This is a genomic window from Psychrobacter sp. CX14 (assembly GCF_057396205.2).
In genome coordinates, this window is record NZ_CM183187.1 from 1307644 (window position 1) to 1328579 (window position 20936).

Annotated in this window: 18 protein-coding genes and 3 pseudogenes; 11 read left to right on the forward strand and 10 right to left on the reverse strand. The window is 41.8% G+C overall.

Annotated elements, in window-relative coordinates:
* Positions 1–141 precede the first annotated feature (141 nt).
* From AC2SLO_RS05415 to adk, 6 genes are all read left to right on the forward strand, one after another.
* The gene (locus AC2SLO_RS05415; RefSeq protein ID WP_486543149.1) at positions 142–1473 is read left to right on the forward strand and encodes a DUF445 domain-containing protein; all 1332 of its coding nucleotides are present in this window, start codon (positions 142–144) and stop codon (positions 1471–1473) included.
* Positions 1474–1750: 277 nt separating this feature from the next.
* Entirely contained in the window at positions 1751–3697 is a 1947-nt protein-coding gene (locus AC2SLO_RS05420) for a heme lyase CcmF/NrfE family subunit (protein WP_486543147.1), read from the forward strand.
* Between the two features lie 115 nt (positions 3698–3812).
* Positions 3813–4433, forward strand: a complete 621-nt coding sequence (locus AC2SLO_RS05425; RefSeq protein ID WP_486543145.1) for a DsbE family thiol:disulfide interchange protein — start codon at positions 3813–3815, stop codon at positions 4431–4433.
* A gap of 101 nt (positions 4434–4534) precedes the next feature.
* Positions 4535–5071 carry a cytochrome c-type biogenesis protein gene (locus tag AC2SLO_RS05430; RefSeq protein ID WP_486543239.1) on the forward strand — a complete coding sequence of 179 codons (537 nt, stop codon included), beginning with the start codon at positions 4535–4537 and terminating at the stop codon, positions 5069–5071.
* 146 nt (positions 5072–5217) lie between these two features.
* Positions 5218–6627: a c-type cytochrome biogenesis protein CcmI gene (gene ccmI, locus AC2SLO_RS05435; RefSeq protein ID WP_486543143.1), complete on the forward strand. Its 1410-nt coding sequence runs from the start codon at positions 5218–5220 to the stop codon at positions 6625–6627.
* A gap of 345 nt (positions 6628–6972) precedes the next feature.
* A complete protein-coding gene (gene adk, locus AC2SLO_RS05440) occupies positions 6973–7626 on the forward strand; it encodes an adenylate kinase (protein WP_486543237.1) in 654 nt (217 codons plus the stop codon).
* Positions 7627–7748: 122 nt separating this feature from the next.
* Here adk and secB read toward each other — a convergent pair whose 3' ends face one another.
* The 4 genes from secB to rsgA all read right to left on the reverse strand — a co-directional run bounded on the left by secB (position 7749) and on the right by rsgA (position 10564).
* Positions 7749–8213: a protein-export chaperone SecB gene (gene secB, locus AC2SLO_RS05445; protein ID WP_486543235.1), complete on the reverse strand. Its 465-nt coding sequence runs from the start codon at positions 8211–8213 to the stop codon at positions 7749–7751.
* Positions 8214–8397: 184 nt separating this feature from the next.
* Positions 8398–8661: a glutaredoxin 3 gene (gene grxC / locus AC2SLO_RS05450; protein ID WP_486543141.1), complete on the reverse strand. Its 264-nt coding sequence runs from the start codon at positions 8659–8661 to the stop codon at positions 8398–8400.
* A 165-nt stretch (positions 8662–8826) separates the two neighbouring features.
* Positions 8827–9255 (reverse strand): rhodanese-like domain-containing protein, encoded by a 429-nt coding sequence (locus AC2SLO_RS05455; protein ID WP_486543233.1) that lies wholly within the window; start codon positions 9253–9255, stop codon positions 8827–8829.
* Positions 9256–9400: 145 nt separating this feature from the next.
* Complete coding sequence (gene rsgA, locus AC2SLO_RS05460) at positions 9401–10564, reverse strand: ribosome small subunit-dependent GTPase A (protein ID WP_486543139.1); 1164 nt, start codon at positions 10562–10564, stop codon at positions 9401–9403.
* A 305-nt stretch (positions 10565–10869) separates the two neighbouring features.
* On the opposite strand from rsgA, the gene orn reads away from it, so the two are divergent.
* Positions 10870–11457: an oligoribonuclease gene (orn, locus tag AC2SLO_RS05465; RefSeq protein WP_486543137.1), complete on the forward strand. Its 588-nt coding sequence runs from the start codon at positions 10870–10872 to the stop codon at positions 11455–11457.
* Between the two features lie 163 nt (positions 11458–11620).
* Here the strand turns inward: orn and AC2SLO_RS05470 are convergent, their stop codons facing one another.
* From AC2SLO_RS05470 to AC2SLO_RS05485, 4 genes are all read right to left on the reverse strand, one after another.
* The gene (locus tag AC2SLO_RS05470; protein ID WP_486543135.1) at positions 11621–12478 is read right to left on the reverse strand and encodes a UDP-2,3-diacylglucosamine diphosphatase; all 858 of its coding nucleotides are present in this window, start codon (positions 12476–12478) and stop codon (positions 11621–11623) included.
* A gap of 37 nt (positions 12479–12515) precedes the next feature.
* Complete coding sequence (locus tag AC2SLO_RS05475; RefSeq protein WP_486543231.1) at positions 12516–13028, reverse strand: peptidylprolyl isomerase; 513 nt, start codon at positions 13026–13028, stop codon at positions 12516–12518.
* A gap of 541 nt (positions 13029–13569) precedes the next feature.
* Entirely contained in the window at positions 13570–13926 is a 357-nt protein-coding gene (locus AC2SLO_RS05480; RefSeq protein ID WP_486543133.1) for a hypothetical protein, read from the reverse strand.
* 65 nt (positions 13927–13991) lie between these two features.
* Positions 13992–14348 (reverse strand): ArsR/SmtB family transcription factor, encoded by a 357-nt coding sequence (locus AC2SLO_RS05485; RefSeq protein WP_486543131.1) that lies wholly within the window; start codon positions 14346–14348, stop codon positions 13992–13994.
* 259 nt (positions 14349–14607) lie between these two features.
* Here AC2SLO_RS05485 and AC2SLO_RS05490 point away from each other — a divergent pair, with 259 nt between their 5' ends.
* Together AC2SLO_RS05490 and AC2SLO_RS05495 are read left to right on the forward strand one after the other, a co-directional pair.
* The gene (locus AC2SLO_RS05490; RefSeq protein WP_486543129.1) at positions 14608–16341 is read left to right on the forward strand and encodes a glutamine--tRNA ligase/YqeY domain fusion protein; all 1734 of its coding nucleotides are present in this window, start codon (positions 14608–14610) and stop codon (positions 16339–16341) included.
* A gap of 364 nt (positions 16342–16705) precedes the next feature.
* Positions 16706–16981, forward strand: a pseudogene (locus AC2SLO_RS05495) (helix-turn-helix domain-containing protein); the annotation flags it as partial.
* 39 nt (positions 16982–17020) lie between these two features.
* Here AC2SLO_RS05495 and AC2SLO_RS05500 read toward each other — a convergent pair.
* Positions 17021–17503, reverse strand: a pseudogene (locus AC2SLO_RS05500) (IS5 family transposase); the annotation flags it as partial.
* A gap of 11 nt (positions 17504–17514) precedes the next feature.
* Positions 17515–17778 carry a transposase gene (locus tag AC2SLO_RS05505; RefSeq protein ID WP_486543127.1) on the reverse strand — a complete coding sequence of 88 codons (264 nt, stop codon included), beginning with the start codon at positions 17776–17778 and terminating at the stop codon, positions 17515–17517.
* Between the two features lie 232 nt (positions 17779–18010).
* Here AC2SLO_RS05505 and AC2SLO_RS05510 point away from each other — a divergent pair.
* Positions 18011–18379: pseudogene (locus AC2SLO_RS05510) on the forward strand (IS3 family transposase); the annotation flags it as partial.
* A gap of 725 nt (positions 18380–19104) precedes the next feature.
* A complete protein-coding gene (locus AC2SLO_RS05515) occupies positions 19105–20901 on the forward strand; it encodes a ShlB/FhaC/HecB family hemolysin secretion/activation protein (RefSeq protein WP_486543125.1) in 1797 nt (598 codons plus the stop codon).
* Positions 20902–20936: the final 35 nt, after the last annotated feature.

The following is a 20936-nucleotide window of genomic DNA, read 5'->3' on the forward strand; positions in this document are numbered from 1 at the left end:
TGTCATTAAAAGGCTATTATCAAGTCTGAAGTAGCAAACGTTACTGTATTAACTAAATCAGGAGCGAGTGTGTTAGAATTTAGCACTCGAAAATTATAGTGACTAGGTTAGTTTACCTAAAGTATAAGTGATATACCCAACATGTTTTCCTCTATTTGGCAAGTTATCAGCACGCATCCTGAATTTTTAGCGATGTTAACTATTCCGTTTGTGACCGCTTTCGTAACTTGGGTCCATGTGTGGATGGCATTAAAAATGCTTTTTTACCCCATTAAATTCTGGGGTATTAAAATTCCAAATTTACCTTATGGCTGGCAAGGGATTGGCTGGCAAGGTATCGTACCAGCAAAGGCAGGCAAGATTTCAGGCGTCATTGTTGACCAAACTCTCTCTAAGCTTGGGTCGTTGGATGAGTTTTTTAAAGCCATGGAACCCGAGGAGATGGCAGATTTCATTACCAAGACCGTTGATGCAAATTTGGATCAGCTGATTGATGAGATAATGAATGAGCGTTCAGCGTCCTTGTGGAGTAATATGCCTTACGCCATGAAGCGCCGTATCTATGCCTATGCTCATGAGCAATTGCCGGGTATCATGCGCGAGTTGGTTGTTGATTTAACGCATAATGTTGAAGATTTGGTCGATATGCGCCAGATGATTGTGCGTACGATGGAAAATGATCGCCGTCTAATGGTGAATATGTTTCTCAAAGTTGGTCAAAAAGAGATTAACTTTATTTGGCACATCAGTGCTTTGATTGGCTTTATCTTTGGTATTGTGCAGATGTTTATCTATTTGCTAGTACCGCAGCATTGGACAGTGCCTTTTTTTGCCGCAGTTTGGGGTTTCTTGACCAATTGGATTGCCATTTGGATGGTGTTTAACCCTGTTGATCCAAAGCCAATCAAGTACCTCAAGCTGTTTAAACGTGTGAAAGGCTTTCCATTTATTGTGCCGGTACTGCCGCAAATTGATACGTATCAGTGGCAAGGCGGCTTTATGAAACGTCAGCCAGAGGTGTCAGAAGTGTTCGCTGGTATCGTGGTAAAAGATTTGGTCACGATTGAAAACATCATGAATGAGATGATGTATGGTCAGCGCGCGGCAAAAACCCGTAATCTAATGAAGAGTCATTTATATGGCCTTTTAGAAGCGCCGGTGGTGAATACAACATTAAGAGTTGGGCTAGGGCGCCGTGAATTTGGTCAGCTCAAAAATACCATTCTTGATAAATCTATTGATGCGACCATGATTCCGATTCGTGATCCTGAGCTTAACGAGAGCCGCGCCAATAAGATTTTCGGCTTATTTAGTGAGCGCATTAAAGCGTTATCGTCACGCGAATTCCAAAATTTATTACGACCTGCGTTTAGAGAAGATGAAACCACTTTGATTATTTTAGGCGGGGTAACTGGCTTCTTAGCGGGTTGGCTACATCTAATCTTGGTATTCTTCCCAGTAAGTGGTGGATAACGTAACAACGGTAATAGAGTAAGATGCAAACAAAGCCACTTTTATTATAAGTGGCTTTGTTTATGAAAGGACTATAGGTCAGCTAAATAGAGTTTAAAGATTGCTTGAGAACATTCGTATCAAGATGACTGTTTGGTGATTTTTGATGTGTTTTTGGATAGACATTCAGTACAATTAGCGTCATCATTAGTAGCCGAATTTTATATTTAGTGAGTATTCATGCACCTATTTTATCGATTAAAATAGGTCACAGTGTAGTAGTTTAGGGCGAGCGGATATGGTAATAACTGAGCTAGGATATTTTGCGTTAGTTGCAGCAATGGTATTGTCCTTATTGCAAGTGGTACTGCCAACTTTTGGTATTGTCAGAAATCAGACCCATTTGCAGCGTTTGGCTCCAAGCCTGGCCTGGGCGCAATTTGCCGCTGCCCTTGTGTCATTTTTGACCTTGATGGCAGGCTTTTATTATAACGACTTTAGCTTGATCTACGTGGCTCAGCACTCTAACTCGTTATTACCTTGGTATTACAAGGTCTCTGCTACTTGGGGTGGTCATGAAGGCTCGCTATTATTATGGGTAACCATCTTAGCCGCTTGGTCCGCCATGGTGGCTTGGTTTAGCCGCGGCTTACCGCTGAATATGCGTGCTCGCGTTTTGGTTATTCTAGCCGCTGTTCAGTTTATGATGCTGGCCATGCTCATCTTTACCTCATCTCCTTTTGACCGCACGTTACCCAACATTCCTGTTGATGGTGCTGATTTAAATCCACTACTACAAGACCCTGGTTTGATTTTTCACCCACCCATGCTTTATATGGGCTACGTGGGCATGTCTGTACCTTTCGCATTTTGTATGGCAGCGTTATGGGCAGGTCGCTTGGATGCCGTCTGGACACGTTGGTCGCGTCCTTGGGCGTTGGCTGCGTGGTGCTTTTTGACATTAGGTATTGCGCTGGGATCATGGTGGGCGTATTACGAGCTTGGCTGGGGCGGTTGGTGGTTCTGGGACCCTGTCGAGAATGCCTCATTGATGCCATGGCTTGCGTGTACGGCCTTGATTCACTCGCTTGCAGTAACCGAAAAACGAGGTGTATTTAAAGCATGGACAATTATGCTTGCCATCTTTGCGTTTGCCCTGAGTTTATTAGGTACTTTCTTAGTACGCTCCGGGGTTATCACCTCTGTTCACTCATTCGCCGCTGACCCGACCCGTGGTTTGGCTATTCTAGCGATTCTCGGTATTGTGATTGGTGCAGGCTTATTAGCCTTTGCTATACGCGGCTGGAGACTGACGGTTGAGAGTCATTACGATCTCAAATCTCGTGAGACGTTACTGGTTATTAACAACATTATTATTCTAGTAGCAACCTTAGTGGTGTTACTTGGTACGCTATATCCAATCATTGCCGACTCGTTCAACCTTGGTCAGGTATCGGTTGGCCCTCCGTACTTCAACGCGTTATTTGTACCATTAACGTGGCTATTATTATTAACCTTGGGTATGGGTTCAAATATCCGCTGGAAACGTGAAAAGCGTCCTTTATTAGGCGTTGCGACTGGCATCATTGCGAGCAGCTTATTGCTCGCCGGTATTGCCACTTATCTACTGACCCAAAGCATGAACCTGCAGATTATTATCACTGGCGTATTATGTTTTTGGGTATTGAGCTGGATTATCTTTGATATTAAAGACAAGACTCGTAACGCCCCAAGTCTTATGCAAGGTCTAAAGCGCTTGAAGCTACATTACTGGGGTATGCATATTGCGCATACTGGTATGCTAATTCTTGCATTAGGTATTGGTGTAACCAGCGCGCTGAGCGTAGAAAAAGATGTGGCGATGACGGTTGGCGATACTGTAGAAGTTAGAGGTTATCATTTTACCTTAACTGCCTTTGATGAAGTGCGTGCTCAAAACTATGACGCCACGCAAGCTGAGATTAAAGTTGAGAAAAACGATAAATATATTACCACGCTATATCCACAAAAACGCAACTATGTGGTTAGCATGATGCCAATGACAGAAGCAGGTATTAACACCACTTTGATGCGTGACGTCTATGTAGCGCTTGGTGAGCCGATTAATGATAATGATCCTAATGGTAATTGGGCAGTTCGAATTTACGTGAAGCCTATGATTGCGTGGTTATGGCTAGGTGCAATCATCATGGCACTGGGCGGCATTATTAGTATATTAGATCGCCGTTATCGTTTAAAAAAGTAGTAAGCATCAATCAGAGAGTAAGCGGGTATCTTTGAAATTCAAGAGACGCTTTGTTTACTGAGGTTTGGGTATTTGACCAAATGTACTAGATTTTCTATGAGCATGAGGAAGTAAGATGTCTGATCCGGTTATGAATAAGTCGCAAATGAAGCTTTGGTTTTTGGTTCCTCTTATTGTGTTCGTGGGTTTGATTGTTATGCTGTTCTTCAAGCTTGGCAAGCCTACAGATGTAGTGATTGATAACGCTTTGAATAGACCGGTGCCGACTTTCGATTTGCCTTTATTAGCGGACACTTCACAAAATATGTCTAATAGTGATATGCCAGACAGTCCTTACTTGCTTAATGTGTGGGGTTCATGGTGCCCAACGTGTATTGTAGAGCATCCGTTTTTGATGGAGCTGCATGACCGCGGCGTGCCTATGGTCGGTGTGAACTACAAAGATGAGTTAGAGAATGCAACTGAGTATTTACAAAATGGTGGCGACCCTTTCTTATTTAGTTTCCGTGATTATTCGGGCAGCTTTGCTATTGATTTGGGATTAACCGGTGCACCTGAAACGTTTATTGTGGACAGTCGAGGCAATATTCGTCAGCATATCGTCGGAGAAGTAAACGAGCAGAATTGGCAGGCTCGAATTCAACCTTGTATGGATTTATTAAACGAGCTTGGACAGCAAAAGGCCAATCTAGATACTCCTGAGATGACTGCAAATATTGCTGAGGTATGTAAATGACACACAATAATAATAGCCTAAGCGTTTTCGATAAAAGTGCGTTAAGCTCTAAGCATTCAATATTAATTACTGCAAAAGACAAACTGTTACCACTATTTAGAATGTTGGCATTAATTTTGTCTATCTGCAGTGTCAGTGGCTTGGCGAATGCCGCTATTGAGGTTTATGAATTTGACAATCCGCGTCAAGAAGCTCAGTACAAAGGGCTAATCGAAGAGTTTCGCTGCCCAAAATGTCAAAACCAAAACTTGGCAGGTTCAGACTCTCAAATTGCTCAAGACTTAAAGCGTAAGACGTACGAGATGGTCATGGCCGGCCAGACAGATGCTCAGATACGTGAGTATATGTACGAGCGTTATGGTGACTTTATTAGCTACAAACCGCCTGTACGACCATCAACTTGGATTCTTTGGTATTTTCCACCTGTATTCCTAATTTTGGTCATTGGTTGGTGGATATTACGCTCAAAAAGAGCCAAATCTAATCAGCCCGCTGCTGCTTCTACGGCTGCCTCACAAGCTGAAGTGGATACGTTAGAGTCCGACTTATCTAGCGAAGAAGCTGAAAAATTAGAAGCATTGTTAAATAAGCATACTAGTAGTAAGAAGTCACCTTATCATAAAGATGAGAACCTCTAATTATCTTGTTTAACTAATTATCTTGTTTAAAAAGAAGCTTAGTTTTTATCGTTAATACTATGAATGATAAAAAGGCTAACCAACACAGCAATTATCCTGCTGTCGCTACTCTGCTGTTTATAGCTCAACTTGTAAGGAGTTAAATCATGCCAACGTTAGTGATTTTTGTCGCGCTGGCAGTCATATTGGCAATTTTATTGGCTGTTATTGTTTTGATGCCTTGGTTGAGAGCTGACAAATCGGCTCAAAACGATCAGCTAATCGCCCTCAATGTTGAGGTATTTAAAGAGCGCCTAGAAGAGCTTAGAAATGACTATTCAAAAGGTCAGATGAGCGAAGAGTCTTTTAGAACTCAAAAAACAGAGTTAGAGCGCCAGTTAATTTTGGCCAGTGACGATAAGAATGTTGAGATACAAGACGAGGGTGCCGGCAACAGCGATGCAACAAATAGTGCCCTAGCAAAAGCCAAACAAGAGTATCGATTTACGCATAGCGCAAAAGCGCGCTTAACGATTCTAATTTGTGTTCCTATTCTTATCGTATTAGCGTACTTCTTATCAGCAGATCGCTCGCCGGTGGTTAATCTGTGGGAAGCACAGGACAAAGTCGGTCAGGTCGCAGATGACTTGCTTACGGGTAAGATCGATGCGCCACCTGAATGGGCGGCAGAGGATAGTATTGGCCTATTGGGTACTATTCAAACCAATGTGCATCACCATGCGCACGATGCCATGCGCTGGATGCGTTTGTCAGACATTTTCTTAGCGTTCGAAGCTAATGAGCAGGCGATGGAAGCACAGGCGCGTGCTTATCGTTTGCAGCCAGAAGATGAGGCAATTGCGGTTCGCTATGCGCAGACTGAATTCTTTACTAATGGCGGTATACTAGGTTCGGATGGCCGACGTGCGCTACAAAAAGTATTGCAAAAAAATCCCAATCACCAAGGCGCTCAGATGCTTATGGCAATGGGTGAAGCGCGTGCCGGTAACTTTGATCAAGCACAAGCTTGGATTGATAAGCTGCGTGCGGGTATCTCTGCAAGAGACGGCGACCATAGCGAAGCCTTACAAAGTCTAGATACATTGAGTGCCAATATAGCTGCACAAAAAGCAGAAGCATTGAATGAGCATACACAGGCTCAAAGTGCAAATGCTAATAATCAGTCAGTAGCTGCAAATAAGGTCATGGTAAGCGTGACATTAAACAGCAGTTTGCATGCTTTGGTTGAGCCTACTGATATCTTATACGTTACTGTTAGAGAGTCGAGCGGCGGTGCACCATTAGCAGTCAAACGTATGCCGGCAAGTGACTTGGCTAAAGCCGTGGATGGCTTTAAGATGGAATTAAGCGATGATGATGCGATGATGCCAACGCACACCTTAACTAAAGCGATGAATGAAGGCGCTGAGCTTGTAGTGACGGCACGAGTGAGTAAGTCAGGTCAGGCAATCACTGAATCAGGTGATTTAAGCGCAGAGCCCATCGTATTAAATTATACAGATAGTAATACTGGTAACCTTGCGGTGTCTATCGAAATTAATCAGCAAGTGCCTTAAGTCGGGTACTATAAAATGATTTATTTAAAATAATTACAGCCTGAATTAAGACACACTTTTTAGATGAGGCTTTATTTAGGCTGTCAATATATTGCCGTTATTGGTTGATATTATTTTGACTCATAAGTTTTCGTTATAGCGGTATTTATAATTAAAATAGCTTGAGCTTTTTTTCATCACAATGTAAGGTAATTGTGTTTTAAATGCGACATAAATGACAATAAAAGCGTCCATAGTTAGATACCTAGTAGCAACACCAAATATTTAGGGCTTTGTGGTTATTGACGCTTAAATTTATAAGATGATATTTGCTCATCTCCACCAAATAAGAGGATTACGACTATGATGCGTATTATATTACTAGGACCACCAGGGGCAGGTAAGGGCACACAAGCGCAGTTTATCTCTAAAGAATATGATATTCCGCAAATCTCAACAGGCGATATGTTGCGAGCGGCTATCAAAGAGGGTACTGAGCTGGGCCAAAAAGCTGAAAGCATCATGAAGTCAGGTGGACTTGTATCTGATGATTTAATCATCAATCTAGTGAAAGAGCGTATCGCTAAACCTGATTGTGCTAATGGTTGCATTTTTGATGGCTTCCCGCGTACTATTCCTCAAGCGGAAGCGTTAGTTGATGCAGGCGTTGCTATTGATCATGTGGTAGAAATTAGCGTACCAGATGACGAGATTGTGGCACGTTTATCAGGCCGTCGTCAGCATCCAGGTTCTGGCCGTGTATATCATGTTAAATACAATCCACCTAAGCAAGAAGGCTTAGATGACGTGACAGGTGAACCACTTGTGCAGCGTGATGATGATAAAGAAGAGACCATCCGTGACCGCCTAGCGACTTATCATAAGCAGACATCTACTTTAGTTGGTTTCTATCAGCAAAAAGCCAAAGAAGACGCTGATGCACCTAAGTATCATCAGTTTGACGGTACTAAAGATATTGAAGTAGTTAAAGAAAACATCTTAAGCGCGCTAAAGGGTTAATGTTAATTATTAACTGGCTAATATAATTATTAGCGCTATAAAGAAAAAGCCCCCTAATTACTAATTAGGGGGCTTTTTTATATTAGATGAAGTCATCTGTCATCTATTAAACCTCTAATAGATTAAGCGTTACCTTGAGCAGCTGCTTGTTGTTGCTGAGCTTGCTGCTGGCTTTGAGCATAAGCTTGGTCAAAGTTTACTGGGGCTAGCAATAACTGTGGGAAGCTACCACGAGTCACAATGTCGCTAATTACTTCACGTGCATATGGGAATAAAACGTTCGGGCAATAAGCACCTAAGATTTGACCGATTTGGTCTTCTGGAATGTCTTTTAATAAGAAAATGCCGCCTTGATGTACCTCAGCGATAAAGGCTGGTGCGCCTGCGTTTTCAGCAGTAACCGTCACAGTTAATACTACCTGATAATGATCTTCATCAAGTTTTTCTGCATTGGTTGCAAGATTAATATCAAGCTCTGGTTGCCACTCTTTAGTGAATACGTCAGCGCCTGGTACTTCAAGTGACATATCTTTAACATAGATGCGCTCTAGAGCAAGTTGTGGCTGGGCTTGTTGTTCGGCCATGATAATTATCCTTAATTAAAAAAGTAAAGTTAGAATATCTCGTTAAATCCGCCTAGTAAAATTGACGGTACTATTAAATAGTTTGGTAAATAGAGTCATGAGATACGTAGCGATATTTTATTATTTATTACTATATAGAGCAGTAGATAGCTGCCCATAAAATACTTATAGGCTAATGTTTAACGAATTAAGTATTAACCATTTCATCAAGCTTACCATCCTGATTAAGCTTGTTTAACTCATCAAAACCACCGATAAAGGTCTCACCGATAAAGATTTGTGGAACGGTTCTGTAGTTATTGGTCTTTTTCATTAAGTCCATACGCTCATCAGAGCTGATATCGTGCATGCCGATTTCTTTAAACTCAATGCTTTTAGATTTCAAAAGCTGTTTTGCGTTTGAGCAATATGGGCAAATAGGCGTGGTGTAGACGGTTACAGGTGTTGTCATGATGAACCCTTTTATTTATATATAAATTTAGAGAGTGTATTGGTTTATATTGATTCAACCAAATACGGTATATTTAACGTAAATTAATTTTGATCAATAGCGCTAATAATAATGGTAAATATAATCATACTAAAAGCTATTAACGGGTTTTAGCTTGGCCGGCTATTAACGGGTTTTAGCTTGGCCGTTAACAGTTTTACCTTTTTTAGAGGCCGCACCAACCAGTGGCATACCTGCTGCTTGCCAACCACCGATACCACCGTCTAGGCGATATACATTAGGTTTACCAATCATTTGCACCGCAGCACCAGCTTGAATACCCATGTCGCAAACAATCACAACAGGCGCTTCAATGGCTTGGATTTCAGACAAACGATCTTTTAGCTGAGTAAATGGAATGTTACGGCTGCCTTGAATATAACCAGTTTCAAACTTTTTCTTAGCGCGTATATCAATTATTTGTGCGTTTTGCGAGTTTACAAGGGTACCCAAGGTATTTGGCGATACTTTCTTGCCGCTGCGTTTATTTTCTACAGTAAAGAACAAAACGATAAGGACGGCTAGGGTACCAAATAAAAATGGGTGGTGACCCATGAACTCAAGCCAACGATCTAGTGACAAAACACTTCTCCAGTAAAAATTTTTATGGCAATTATTATAACGTGATAAGGCTAGGAATGCATTACCTAGCCTTCCTTTTTAGGCGATGTACTGCCATTGTTCTGCTATATAGGGATACTTAATAAGTGGGGGTGTCTGCTTCTGCTTGCAAGGTCACCAAACTTTCAACGCGGCGCTGCAATACTTTACCTTCCGCGACCGCTGCCCAAAGCGCGCAACCTTTGCTGTTTTGGGTATGTTTACAGTCTCTGAACTGGCAATCTCCGGCAAGGGGGTCAAGCTCTACAAAGCCTGCAATAATATCATCAGGCGTTAGATGCCAAATACCATATTCACGAATACCTGGCGTATCGACGATGCCACCTTGGGTCAAATCACTTGGGTCAAATGGCAATAGGCGACTGGTAGTAGTGGTGTGTTGCCCCAGTTTGGAGTTTGTAGAGATAATATTGACGCTTTGCTCAGAGTTTGGCAGTAAGGCGTTGACCAAGGTACTTTTGCCCACACCTGATTGACCGGCAAAAATAACCAGCTTGTCTTTAATTTTCTGTTGTAACTCGCCAAGACCGACTGACTTTTGAGTATCCTCTGCCGCAACAGTATCAGACTCTGATGCTTGTTGCTCCGTCTCAGCGTCTGCTTTTTGTAAGATATTTTCAGGACAAGGTGCTGCGGTTAGTACGGTCTCATAACCAAGCACTTGATACTCTTTAAGCAAATCTTGAGTAAAAGCGTAGTTCTCTAGAGACAGTAAATCGGCCTTGTTAAGCACCAGTAGCGGAGTGACATCGGCGTGATGGCACACCACAAGATAGCGGTCAATGAGGTTTGGTGCAGCAGCAGGCAAGGGGGCAAATACAATGGCCAAAATATCGACATTGGCAGCAACCGGCTTGAGTTTATGATAGCGGTCTGGGCGTGAAATAAGTGAGGTTCTAGGCTGTACCGACTCAATACGACCAAAGCCTGTATTGGGATCTGCCATCCAGCGTACGTTATCACCGGTTGCTAACATCGGCAGGTTGGTGCGCACATGGCAACGCCAAATATCGCCTAACTCAATTTCTTGCCAAAAAGGCTCTGGATCACCGTCAGCAACTTCGGGCTGCTCGGGAATGATTGCAGGCAATGAGGTCACTTGAACCTCAAGCTGTTTGCCATAATGCGCCATGACGACACCATCCATTAGGCTGCCATCAATGGATTCTTGTTGCTGCGCTTGCTGTTTATCAATGCGTCTTAACTGTTGTTTGGTGAGCTTACGTTGTCGTATTAAAGCCATAAAAGCGATTTACCTATTTTTGATTTATCTGTTTTGTTTAAAAGATTTGAATGATTAAAAAGTGGTCGGATTTATTAATATATGCCTTAGTATGCACAAATTAATGTACCAATCGAGTTATTTATTCAGGGTAACTGGGTTAAATTTGTTAATATAGAGCCATTATTCAAATAGTGATTCATTATAAAGTTAATTTTAGTCATCACTGTATTCTTGCCGTATTTCTATAAAAGGCTTTCGTATAGGTGTCTGATTAGACGGATTCCTATCATATTATTATTTCATGTTTTAGTTTAGGAAAAATTATGAGTAAGACCGATCATCCCAATAAAATTAGAATTAGAAATCAAGGCAAAAAAGGCTTGGTCTGGATAGATCTAGAAATGACGGGTCTCGATACCATGACAGATGAGATTATCGAAATTGCCACTATTGTGACAGATGATGATTTGAATGTCTTGGCTGAAGGCCCTGTACTGGCGATTAAAGTATCGGATCAAAAGCTGAACGGTATGGATGATTGGAATACCAAGCAGCATGGCCAATCGGGCTTAATTGATAGAGTACGTAGAAGCTCAGTGACATTAGAAGAAGCAGAGCGTCAGACTATTGAGTTTTTAAGCAAATGGGTAGATGAAGGCAAATCACCGATGTGTGGCAATTCTATTTGCCAAGACCGCCGATTCTTAGCACGCCAAATGCCAAATTTAGAGCGTTTCTTCCATTACCGTAATCTTGATGTGTCATCTATCAAAGAGCTTTGCTATCGCTGGCGCCCTGATATATTAAAAGGCGTCGAGAAAACAGGCAGTCATCTTGCTATGGATGACATTCGCGACTCAATCCGAGAGCTTAAGCACTACCGTCAGCATTTCTTCAAATTATTGGATTAATCTGCCAAGATACTTTTTTTACTCATATCTAAAAATCGATATGGATAGATAAATGGGTAAGCAGATAATAACAGCTAAGTGGTTATACTTTGAAAGTATAGCCGTTTGGCTTTTTTTGATTGATTCTTGCGTGAATGATGTGACTAATGGGTGTTAGCGAAGGCTAAACCACAAACTTAGTTAATTGAAACTGCTCTTCGCTTTGTTCTGACACGGACGTTATTGCAATGACTGCTTCTACTTGCTGCTTAGAGCTGCCTGCATGAAGCACACGCCAATCGCCTAATACGTAACGTATCTTTGGAACAGTGAGATTAGCAATCAGATGCTGGGCAGGGCGGTGGGTATGACCATGTAATAGGTGGTCAGAATCCTTCACTGCTTTTGTAACGGCCTTGTCATTCACATCCATAATATCAAGTGACTTAGTTTGTTTGCCTTGTCTGATTTTCTGACGAATTTTATGTGCAAGCTCAACACGTTTAGCGAGAGGCTTTCTTAATAATATCCATTGTACCAGAGGGTTTCGTATTAACTTGCGAAAGCGTTGATAAGCTTTATCATCGGTACATAAGGCATCGCCATGCTCTAAGCGATAAACCTTGTCGCCAATGGTAATATAATACGGCTCTGCGATAAGCTTGCCATAAAAGGTATCACAAAAGGCCTGACCAATTAAAAAGTCACGATTGCCATGCATCACAAAGGTTTTGCAGCCATTTCTATGCAAGTGGCTTAAGCCGTTAATAAGCGGCGTCAACCAGTGCTGAGTTTTGGCTTCATCTGATAGTGCTAAATAGGCATCATCGCCAATCCAAGCATCAAACCAGTCACCTAATATATATAGTTCAGTCAGATTAGGCAGCGCAATCAGGTCATTTAGTAACGCCAAAAAAGCCTGCACTAAGGCAGGCTCATCAGCAGATAAATGTAAGTCACTGATGACCACTCGGCGAATATCATGCGGCCGAGTGGTGATTAAGTGACTGTACTTTGCTAGCTGTTTGGTATTATCTGACATATTAGATGGTTTAGTAGGTCAAAATAGACCCGCTAAATTACTCGCTAATTACGGTAACAGAGTTGATAACCACAGGCTCTTTAGGTACATCAGCATGCATACCGAAACGGCCTGTTGGAACGCCTTCAATTTTCTTAACCACGTCCATACCACTCGTTACTTTACCAAATACAGTATAGCCCCAGCCTTGCATGTTTTTGCCAGAGTGGTTTAGGAAGTCGTTGTCTTTTACGTTAATAAAGAACTGGCTAGTCGCTGAATGTGGATCTTGTGTACGTGCCATAGCAATCGTACCTTCGTCGTTTTTAAGGCCGTTGTCTGCTTCGTTTTCGATAGGAGCATTGGTCGCTTTTTCATTCATTTCAGCGTCCATACCGCCGCCCTGAATCATAAAGTTTGGAATAACACGGTGAAAGATAGTGCCGTTATAATGACCGGCTTTTACGTATGAAACGAAGTTGTCTACGGTCTTAGGTGCTGCTTCTGAGTTTAACTCAATAACGATGTCGCCCATTGAGGTGTCTAATTGTACTACTGGCATATCACTCATTTGTGTTTCCTTAGTTTTTACTGTTGTTTCGGAGTTTGTGGTTGGGGTCGTGTTCGCACAGCCCATTAAAAATACTGGCATCATTAAAGTGCTAAAGCCAAATGCTTTTATTGCTTGCATGGAAAATCCTTACTGGGTTACTGCTCATTTATAGTTTAGTAAACGTACAAACAGCCCCTTTGTGTTTTATATGAAAACAGTCTTTATATGGGGACAGTGGCGTATTTTAAAACACTTCATTTGATAAACGTGTTTAAACGCATCTTAAATAAATAGCCACGTGTTTCAGAAGCTAAGAATTACCATATAAAGTAAAGCGTGAAAAATTAAAGGCTAGTCTAACGTCTTTTTTTGATATTGTCATCTGTTGCGCTGTGAGACAACCACTAATTATAATTATCTCTGATGCATATAGCGCTTCTTATAATTGCTAATAAAAAAACCCATGTTGCTATACGGCATAGCAACATGGGTTATTACTCACGCTAGATGTACGCAAATATCTATTGTGACATCTGTGACATCTTTAGATAAGTGGCAACTAAGATAGAACCGTTACAGGGCCATGGTTGTCACAATGGTCGCCATGTGGATGATGCAAATGACCATCAACAATATAGCAAATATGATCACCATGAGGAACTGCCTCATGTCCACAGTTTGGACCGTGAACGTGATCAGCGTCGTGTCCACTGCAATGGTGGTCCGGCGTACAGGCGTTAGGGTTTGTATCGCTAACCTCTAAACGATGTTCATCAACGTGTTCACCATGTGGATGATGTAGATGGCCATCATGTACATAACAAACGTGGTCATCATGTTGAATGGCAATATGTCCACAGTTTTTACCGTGTTGATGGTCATGGTTTTGATGTTGAGGGTGGTTACATGTATTCATAATAACTCCTTAATGCTCGAAAATTTGAAGGTAAAAGGTAAATCACGTGGCTAACAAACAAGTCGTTATAAATGGTTGGCGTGAGCAACCAAGTTATCAAGTAGATGACGCACATGATCATCTTGCAAGCTATAATAAATATGCTGTGCCTCTCGGCGTTTATTGACCAGTCCTGCTTCATGCAATTGCTTTAAACGATTAGACAAGGTGGACATCTTATCACCTGTAATCTCTGCAATCTCACTGACACAGACTTCACCAGTATCCTTTAATAGAAGAACCATCTGTAACCGCTGAGAGTCTGCTAGTGCTTTTAACATAGTTGTGACTTGTTTGTGTTGAGCTTCACTGAGCTCAACCATCGAAAGCTTAGAATGTTGATGGTCATCGCTATGGCAAGTCGGTATTTGGTCAATCGTCATACAAGCACAGTATTTTATAGTGAATGTGATTAATTTATAATGTTCATTATTTCATGAATTTATGAAATAGTAAATATTTGAATTCAAAAGTAGATTGAAATATAAAGATTAACGGCTTTTAAAAGAGGGGCTACAAAATATATTGTGTAAATAGATGAGCGATTGTGCTTAGGTTTGTTAGAATAGGGCATTTGTTATTTTTAATGGGTATTTAATTGCCCTTTTTATAAGAATTTTTGATGTTAGGAGCAGTAACTGAATGAGTAATGAGAATACCAATGCCAATGTTGCCGATGAGAAAAATGACTTTATTCGTCATATAATCCGCGAAGACTTAGCACAAGACAAATACGATAAAATTGTGACCCGTTTCCCGCCAGAGCCAAACGGCTATCTGCATCTAGGGCATGTGAAATCTATCTGCTTAAACTTTGGTGTTTCTGAAGAGTTTAAAGGCGCGTGTAACCTGCGTTTTGATGACACCAACCCAACTGCGGAAAAACAAGATTACATCGACAATATTAAAAACGATGTGCAGTGGTTAGGCTTTGAATGGGCGGGAGAGCCGCATCATGCCTCAAGCTATTTTGAGCAATTGTATGCGTGGGCCTTACAGCTCATTGAGCAAGGTGATGCCTACGTTGACTTGCAAACGCCAGAGCAAATCAAAGAAAACCGTGGTTCGTTTAATGAGCCGGGTAAGCCGTCGCCACAGCGGGATGCCAGCGTTGAAGAGAACTTACAGCGCTTTGATGATATGAAAAACGGCAAATATGCTGAAGGTGAAGCGGTGCTGCGTGCCAAAATTGATATGGCAAGCCCAAATATGAACATGCGCGACCCAGTTATTTATCGTGTTATGCATCAAACGCATCACCAAACGGGTGATAAGTGGTGTATCTACCCGATGTACGACTATGCGCATCCTTTATCTGATGCGATTGAGGGGATTACTCACTCATTATGTACGTTAGAGTTTGAAGACCATCGACCATTCTATGATTGGGCCGTTGAAAAAATCGGCTTTGATGTACCGCCGCATCAGTATGAATTTAGCCGTCTAAACGTTGACCATACGATGACCAGTAAGCGTAAGCTGAAGCAATTGGTTGATGAAGGCATCGTTAGCGGTTGGGATGATCCACGTATGCCAACGATTGCAGGCATGCGTCGCCGTGGTTATACGCCAGAGGGGTTACGTGACTTCTGTGACCGTGTTGGTGTGACCAAAGCAGACAGCATGGTGGATTTCCGTTTACTAGAATTCAGCATTCGCCAATCGCTTGAAAATACCACTGCACGCGGTATGGCTGTATTAAAACCGCTTAAAGTGACCATTACTAACTTTAATGAAGCAGTTAGCGAGTGGGAAAGCTTGAAAGCCGATAGTGTAAACGCACGTTGGGATGAAGCGAGCAGTACCTTATGGTTAACTCAGCCAAATCATCCAAATATTGATATGGGCGATCGTGAAATTCCATTCACCGAGACCATTTATATCGATCAAGGTGACTACGAGCTTGAGCCACCTAAAGGCTATAAGCGTCTGTCACCAGAGAAGACAGAAATCCGTTTACGTAACACGTATGTGCTTGCAGTGACTGAGCATGTGCTTGATGATGCAGGCAATGTGGTTGAGCTAAAAGCGACCATTGATAAAAATACACTGGGTAACAACCCTGAAGACCGCAAAGTGAAAGGCGTTATCCACTGGGTATCGGCAGACCAAGGCGTGCCTGCGACTGTGCGTTTGTATGAGCACTTATTTAGCGTTGAGAATCCAGGCGCTGCCGAAGACATCCATGCAGTGTTAAACCCGAACTCATTAACGGTATTGAATGCAGTGGTTGAGCCATCATTAGCAAACAGCGAGCCGGGCAGCCGTTTCCAGTTTGAACGTGAAGGTTACTTCGTTGCCGATGCGGAAGAACACACCAGCGATAAGCCTGTGTTTAACCAAATTGTTAGTTTACGTGATAACTATAAGCCGTGATCTCTTTTAATAGCTATTTAAATAAACTGTCCTGTATTAAAATAGGTTGATGATTTAAAATAAGCCAGATACCCCGTGTATCTGGTTTTTCTATGCAGAACAACCATAACCTTGATGAATCTCGAAAGGCGGTCTCATATGATTGTAAATATAAACCGACTCATCAACCATTCTCCATTTTTTTAATAGTAAAAAGTTATATGCATATTTAATCCTCGGTTTTATTAATCTTTAATTGGATAGACTCCCCCTGTGTCATGATAGTTGTAATACCATATTCTTTATCTTCCTAAAAGTTTTTTAAAGAAACCATGTTCATCAACTGTCCCATCCTAAAATAAGTTTACGAAAAGGAAGCTTATAAATGGACAAGTCACAGATTACAATAATTAAGCGTACACAGAAAGATTACACACTAGGCTTTAAATTAGCTGTGGTAGAGCAAGTTGAAAAAGGCGACATGACCTACAAACAAGCTCAAAAGCATTATGGCATACAAGGACGCAGTACCGTTTTAACTTGGCTTAGAAAACAGGGTACATTAGACTGGAGCACACCACCAAGGAGTCTAAGAATGCCACACAAAGAAACCCCAGTCCAAACCATCAAAAGACTAGAGCGACAACTGGCTGATGAAAAAAACGTACGTTACTACTTAGTAAGAAGCCGTATTCACAAGCTAAAGAGTCCTTAATATTAGATGGATGTAAGCCAACTTAACGAAATTCTCAGCAGAGGTCACAGTAACTTCGAAAGTCTTAGCAAGACGACGTGAATTATTTAGCCAAGCAAAGGTACGTTCAACAACCCAGCGTTTAGGAATAATCTGCCAAGAACCTGCAATCTTAGTTGAGATATCGACAGGTAGCTTAAAATCTTGCATCATTTGTTCCTCAAAGGTTCTACGATAACCTGCATCAGCAGATACGGCTTTAATAGTAGTATAGACACTAAGTAGTTTTTCTATGGCTAACTTTCCTGATTTGGTATCGTGAATATTAGCAGCATGAACGACAATGGATAGTAAGTTACCCATTGTATCGACCACAATATGGCGTTTACGACCCTTTATTTTTTTACCGCCATCAAAGCCTGTGTCATGTGCTTTACTGGCTGTTTTAACGCTTTGAGAGTCAATGATAGCGTAACTTGGTTCAGCATCCCTTTTGGCTTTTAATCGCTTTTTTTAACCAAGTCTTGTAGTATTTTGTCCCATAGACCTGAGTGATTAGCTCGCCTAAAGAAACTCCATACTGTGGTGTAAGGCGGAAAGTCATTAGGAAGCAAACGCCACTGACAGCCTGTCTTTGTGATGTAAAGTACCGCATTGACTAGCTCTCGCTTGTCCCATTTATAACGCCGATGACGGCTAAAGTGAGGTTCAATGCGTCTCCATTGCTCATCGGTTAAGTCGGTTGGATATATCTTTCTATTCATGTGAGTATTTTAATTTATTTATCCTTGTGAATACAGATTCTAAGATAGTTGAAGCACTAGAAGGGACAAACGGAGTCAAGAAGACAAAAAAGTCACCTACGACATCCTCTGGCAACTCAAACAAGACAAGCAAATGAGTTTAGCCGAAGGGTGTCGTATATTAAACATCAGCCCTCAAGCTATTTACCAGTACTTAAGGCGTTGCTATAAAAGAGTACACGAGCTATCTTGTATCAAGCAGTGGGTGCAAGACTATCGAATGTTTATGCCTCGAATAGGTGGCAGAAAGCTATACTGGCTGATCAAACCTAAACTTATTGTACACAAGATAAAAATGGGTCGTGACGCATTCTTTGACTATTTACGAGTGCACAAGCTATTAGTAAAGCCTAGACGAAGCTATACTAAAACGATCTTTAGTAAGTACTGGATGAAAAAGCACCCAAACTTGACTAAAGATGCACCAGCACCGGTCAGACCAGAACAAACCTTAGTTGCAGATATAACCTATGTGACTTCTAAGCAAGGCACGCATTATCTGTCTTTAGTGATAGATGCTTATTCGAGACGAATTATGGGCTATCATGTCAGTGATACTATGCCAATAGCGTAGAAAGAAAGTCTACCAAGATACTCGATAATATCAAACGCCTTGCCATTCATATGTACTTAGAAGGCTTATGGTCTCGGGCTATTGGTCCCATACTTGGTATCAGCTATGGGACTGTTTACCACTGGGTCAAACAACTTGGTGAACAAACTGTTTTACCGTCTAATGATAAACCAGCTGTTGTTATGGAACTTGATAAAATACACAGTTATGTTTAGTCAAAAAAACTACGTTTGAACACGGGTTGCTGTTGATAGATTTAAACGACGGTTCATTGATTTTATTTGCGGAAAACGAGACATAAGGACGTTTAAACAACTCTATAGTAAACCCAAGTCATATAGGTGTATTTTGTAGTGATTACGGGAAGAACTATGCTTGGCTCATTCCCAGTAAGCAATATATACAGAGCAAGACTCAGACACTCACTATCGAAAGGTATAACAGTAGAATACTTTCATTATTTAGCAAGATTTAAACGCAAAACCAAATGCTATTCAAAAAGTATTCAGATGATGGAATACGCTTTGAGACTGATTACATAGTTGCTGGGCTACAAGCCCAGCCTTGCTTGCTGCCACCTTCCATAAACCACTAAAAATATTACTCATAAAAATTTGAATACATAAAAGCTATTTAGTATTAAAATTTACTTGCAATTTATTTTAACTAATATAATAATCTTTTATTATAAAATTGTTAAAAGAGTAGTATTTATGATAAATAGCTATCGTTTTGGGTATAGATTGCCGCTAAGTCTTATTATTCTAAGTACTCCCATTGTAAGTACTTCCGCCCACGCTCTTACCCCCGAACAACAATACCAATACCAACAACAACGCAGCGAAGCGTTAAAACAACAACAACTGCCACATCCTAATGTCTCAATAGACACTACCGCCTATCAAACTGACACCCCGCAACAAAACACCGCACTGACTACCCAACAAGACACTAACTCTCCCTGTTTTGACATACACCACCTCTACCTAACAGGAGAGCTTGCTGAGCAATTTAACTTTGCCGTGTCACCCTTTACCCAAGGCTCTAGATCTATTATCGGCAGCTGCATGAGTGCAGTTGACATCAATAACCTAGTTACTGCAGTACAAAACCGCATCGTTGACAAAGGCTACATCACCACCCGAGTCTTAGTACAAAACCAAAACCTTAAGACAGGCAACCTATATCTCACCCTAATACCAGGGCGAGTGGATCAAATTATTGCTGACGACATTAAGGCTTCTCGCCCCATCTACACCGACAACACAGGCAACCCTGCCAACTTTGCAAAAGCCATCCCCCTTAAAACAGGTGACCTGCTCAATGTACGAGACATCGAACAGGCACTAGAGAACTTTAAAAAAGTACCCACAGCAGACGCTGACTTCTCCATTGCCCCAAGTAGCCGTATCGGCAAACCTGGCTACAGCGACATCCTCATTAAATACAAGCAAGACAAACGCTTTAGAGTATCAGCTACCCTTGATGACTCAGGACAAGAGAGCACAGGAGAATACCAAGGCAGCATCACCTTATCGCTTGATAACCCCACCTGGCATAACGACTTACTCTATCTATCATACAGTCGTAGCCTGGATGATATCGGCAAAAAAGACAGCTCAGATAAAGACGGCGACAGCTGGAGTTATAACATTGGCTACACCCTACCCATACACTACAGCCAGCTTACCTTGACCCACAATGGTTATGACTATGACCAAACCGTTGCCGGCGCCAATCAAGACTATACCTACAGTGGAGAATCCTACACCACCGATGCCAGCATCAGTCACCTAGTACATCGTGACAACCACAGTAAAACCTACCTAACAGGGGGGCTGTTTGCCAAACAGCAGCGCAACTACATCGACGATACCGAGGTTGAAGTACAGCGCCGTAAAACAGCAGGCTACAAAACAGGCATTAGCTATGAGACCAGTATCGGACAAACTCAAATAATCAGTGATTTGACCTATCAGCATGGCACAGGGGCCTTTAATGCCATGACCCCGCCTGAATCTTTATTTAATGAAGGCAGTGCCCGTACCGGCATCATAAAAACCAACATCGACATTAATCATCCGTTTAAAATCAAAGCGCAAGCCCTAAACTATCACGCCACTATCAAAGGCCAATATGCCGTGGAGGCACTAGTTCCCAATGACAGATTTAGTATAGGTGGACGCTACACCGTACGCGGCTTTGATGGAGAGCGTAGCCTAAGCGGCGACCATGGTGCGCTCATTCGTCAAGAAATCAGCGCCTACCTAGGTGACAAACCGCATGCCTTATACGCTGGGGTAGATGCAGGCTATGTCAAAATGGATAACAACGCACAAGATGACTTGCTGCTTGGGCATCATTTAATTGGCGGTGTGGTCGGTATTAAAGGCTATATCAAACCTGCACATATCAACTATGATTTATTTGCAGGCTATCCACTTGATCAACCAGATGGCTTTAGTGATAAAGACTGGACTACAGGCTTTAGCCTAGGTTGGCAGTACTAAACGCCAGATCTCCCCATTAATCACCACTGCTATAA

What these genes read in the sequence shown, in the direction of transcription:
- AC2SLO_RS05415 (WP_486543149.1), top strand. Translation starts at nt 142, where the DNA reads ATGTTTTCCTCTATTTGGCAAGTTATCAGCACGCATCCTGAATTTTTA.
- AC2SLO_RS05420 (WP_486543147.1), top strand. Translation starts at nt 1,751, where the DNA reads ATGGTAATAACTGAGCTAGGATATTTTGCGTTAGTTGCAGCAATGGTA.
- AC2SLO_RS05485 (WP_486543131.1), bottom strand. Translation starts at nt 14,348, where the DNA reads ATGACGATTGACCAAATACCGACTTGCCATAGCGATGACCATCAACAT.
- AC2SLO_RS05515 (WP_486543125.1), top strand. Translation starts at nt 19,105, where the DNA reads ATGATAAATAGCTATCGTTTTGGGTATAGATTGCCGCTAAGTCTTATT.
- AC2SLO_RS05490 (WP_486543129.1), top strand. Translation starts at nt 14,608, where the DNA reads ATGAGTAATGAGAATACCAATGCCAATGTTGCCGATGAGAAAAATGAC.
- AC2SLO_RS05505 (WP_486543127.1), bottom strand. Translation starts at nt 17,778, where the DNA reads ATGAATAGAAAGATATATCCAACCGACTTAACCGATGAGCAATGGAGA.
- AC2SLO_RS05470 (WP_486543135.1), bottom strand. Translation starts at nt 12,478, where the DNA reads ATGTCAGATAATACCAAACAGCTAGCAAAGTACAGTCACTTAATCACC.
- ccmI (WP_486543143.1), top strand. Translation starts at nt 5,218, where the DNA reads ATGCCAACGTTAGTGATTTTTGTCGCGCTGGCAGTCATATTGGCAATT.
- AC2SLO_RS05455 (WP_486543233.1), bottom strand. Translation starts at nt 9,255, where the DNA reads ATGGGTCACCACCCATTTTTATTTGGTACCCTAGCCGTCCTTATCGTT.
- grxC (WP_486543141.1), bottom strand. Translation starts at nt 8,661, where the DNA reads ATGACAACACCTGTAACCGTCTACACCACGCCTATTTGCCCATATTGC.
- AC2SLO_RS05425 (WP_486543145.1), top strand. Translation starts at nt 3,813, where the DNA reads ATGTCTGATCCGGTTATGAATAAGTCGCAAATGAAGCTTTGGTTTTTG.
- AC2SLO_RS05475 (WP_486543231.1), bottom strand. Translation starts at nt 13,028, where the DNA reads ATGAGTGATATGCCAGTAGTACAATTAGACACCTCAATGGGCGACATC.
- adk (WP_486543237.1), top strand. Translation starts at nt 6,973, where the DNA reads ATGCGTATTATATTACTAGGACCACCAGGGGCAGGTAAGGGCACACAA.
- AC2SLO_RS05480 (WP_486543133.1), bottom strand. Translation starts at nt 13,926, where the DNA reads ATGAATACATGTAACCACCCTCAACATCAAAACCATGACCATCAACAC.
- AC2SLO_RS05430 (WP_486543239.1), top strand. Translation starts at nt 4,535, where the DNA reads ATGTTGGCATTAATTTTGTCTATCTGCAGTGTCAGTGGCTTGGCGAAT.
- rsgA (WP_486543139.1), bottom strand. Translation starts at nt 10,564, where the DNA reads ATGGCTTTAATACGACAACGTAAGCTCACCAAACAACAGTTAAGACGC.
- orn (WP_486543137.1), top strand. Translation starts at nt 10,870, where the DNA reads ATGAGTAAGACCGATCATCCCAATAAAATTAGAATTAGAAATCAAGGC.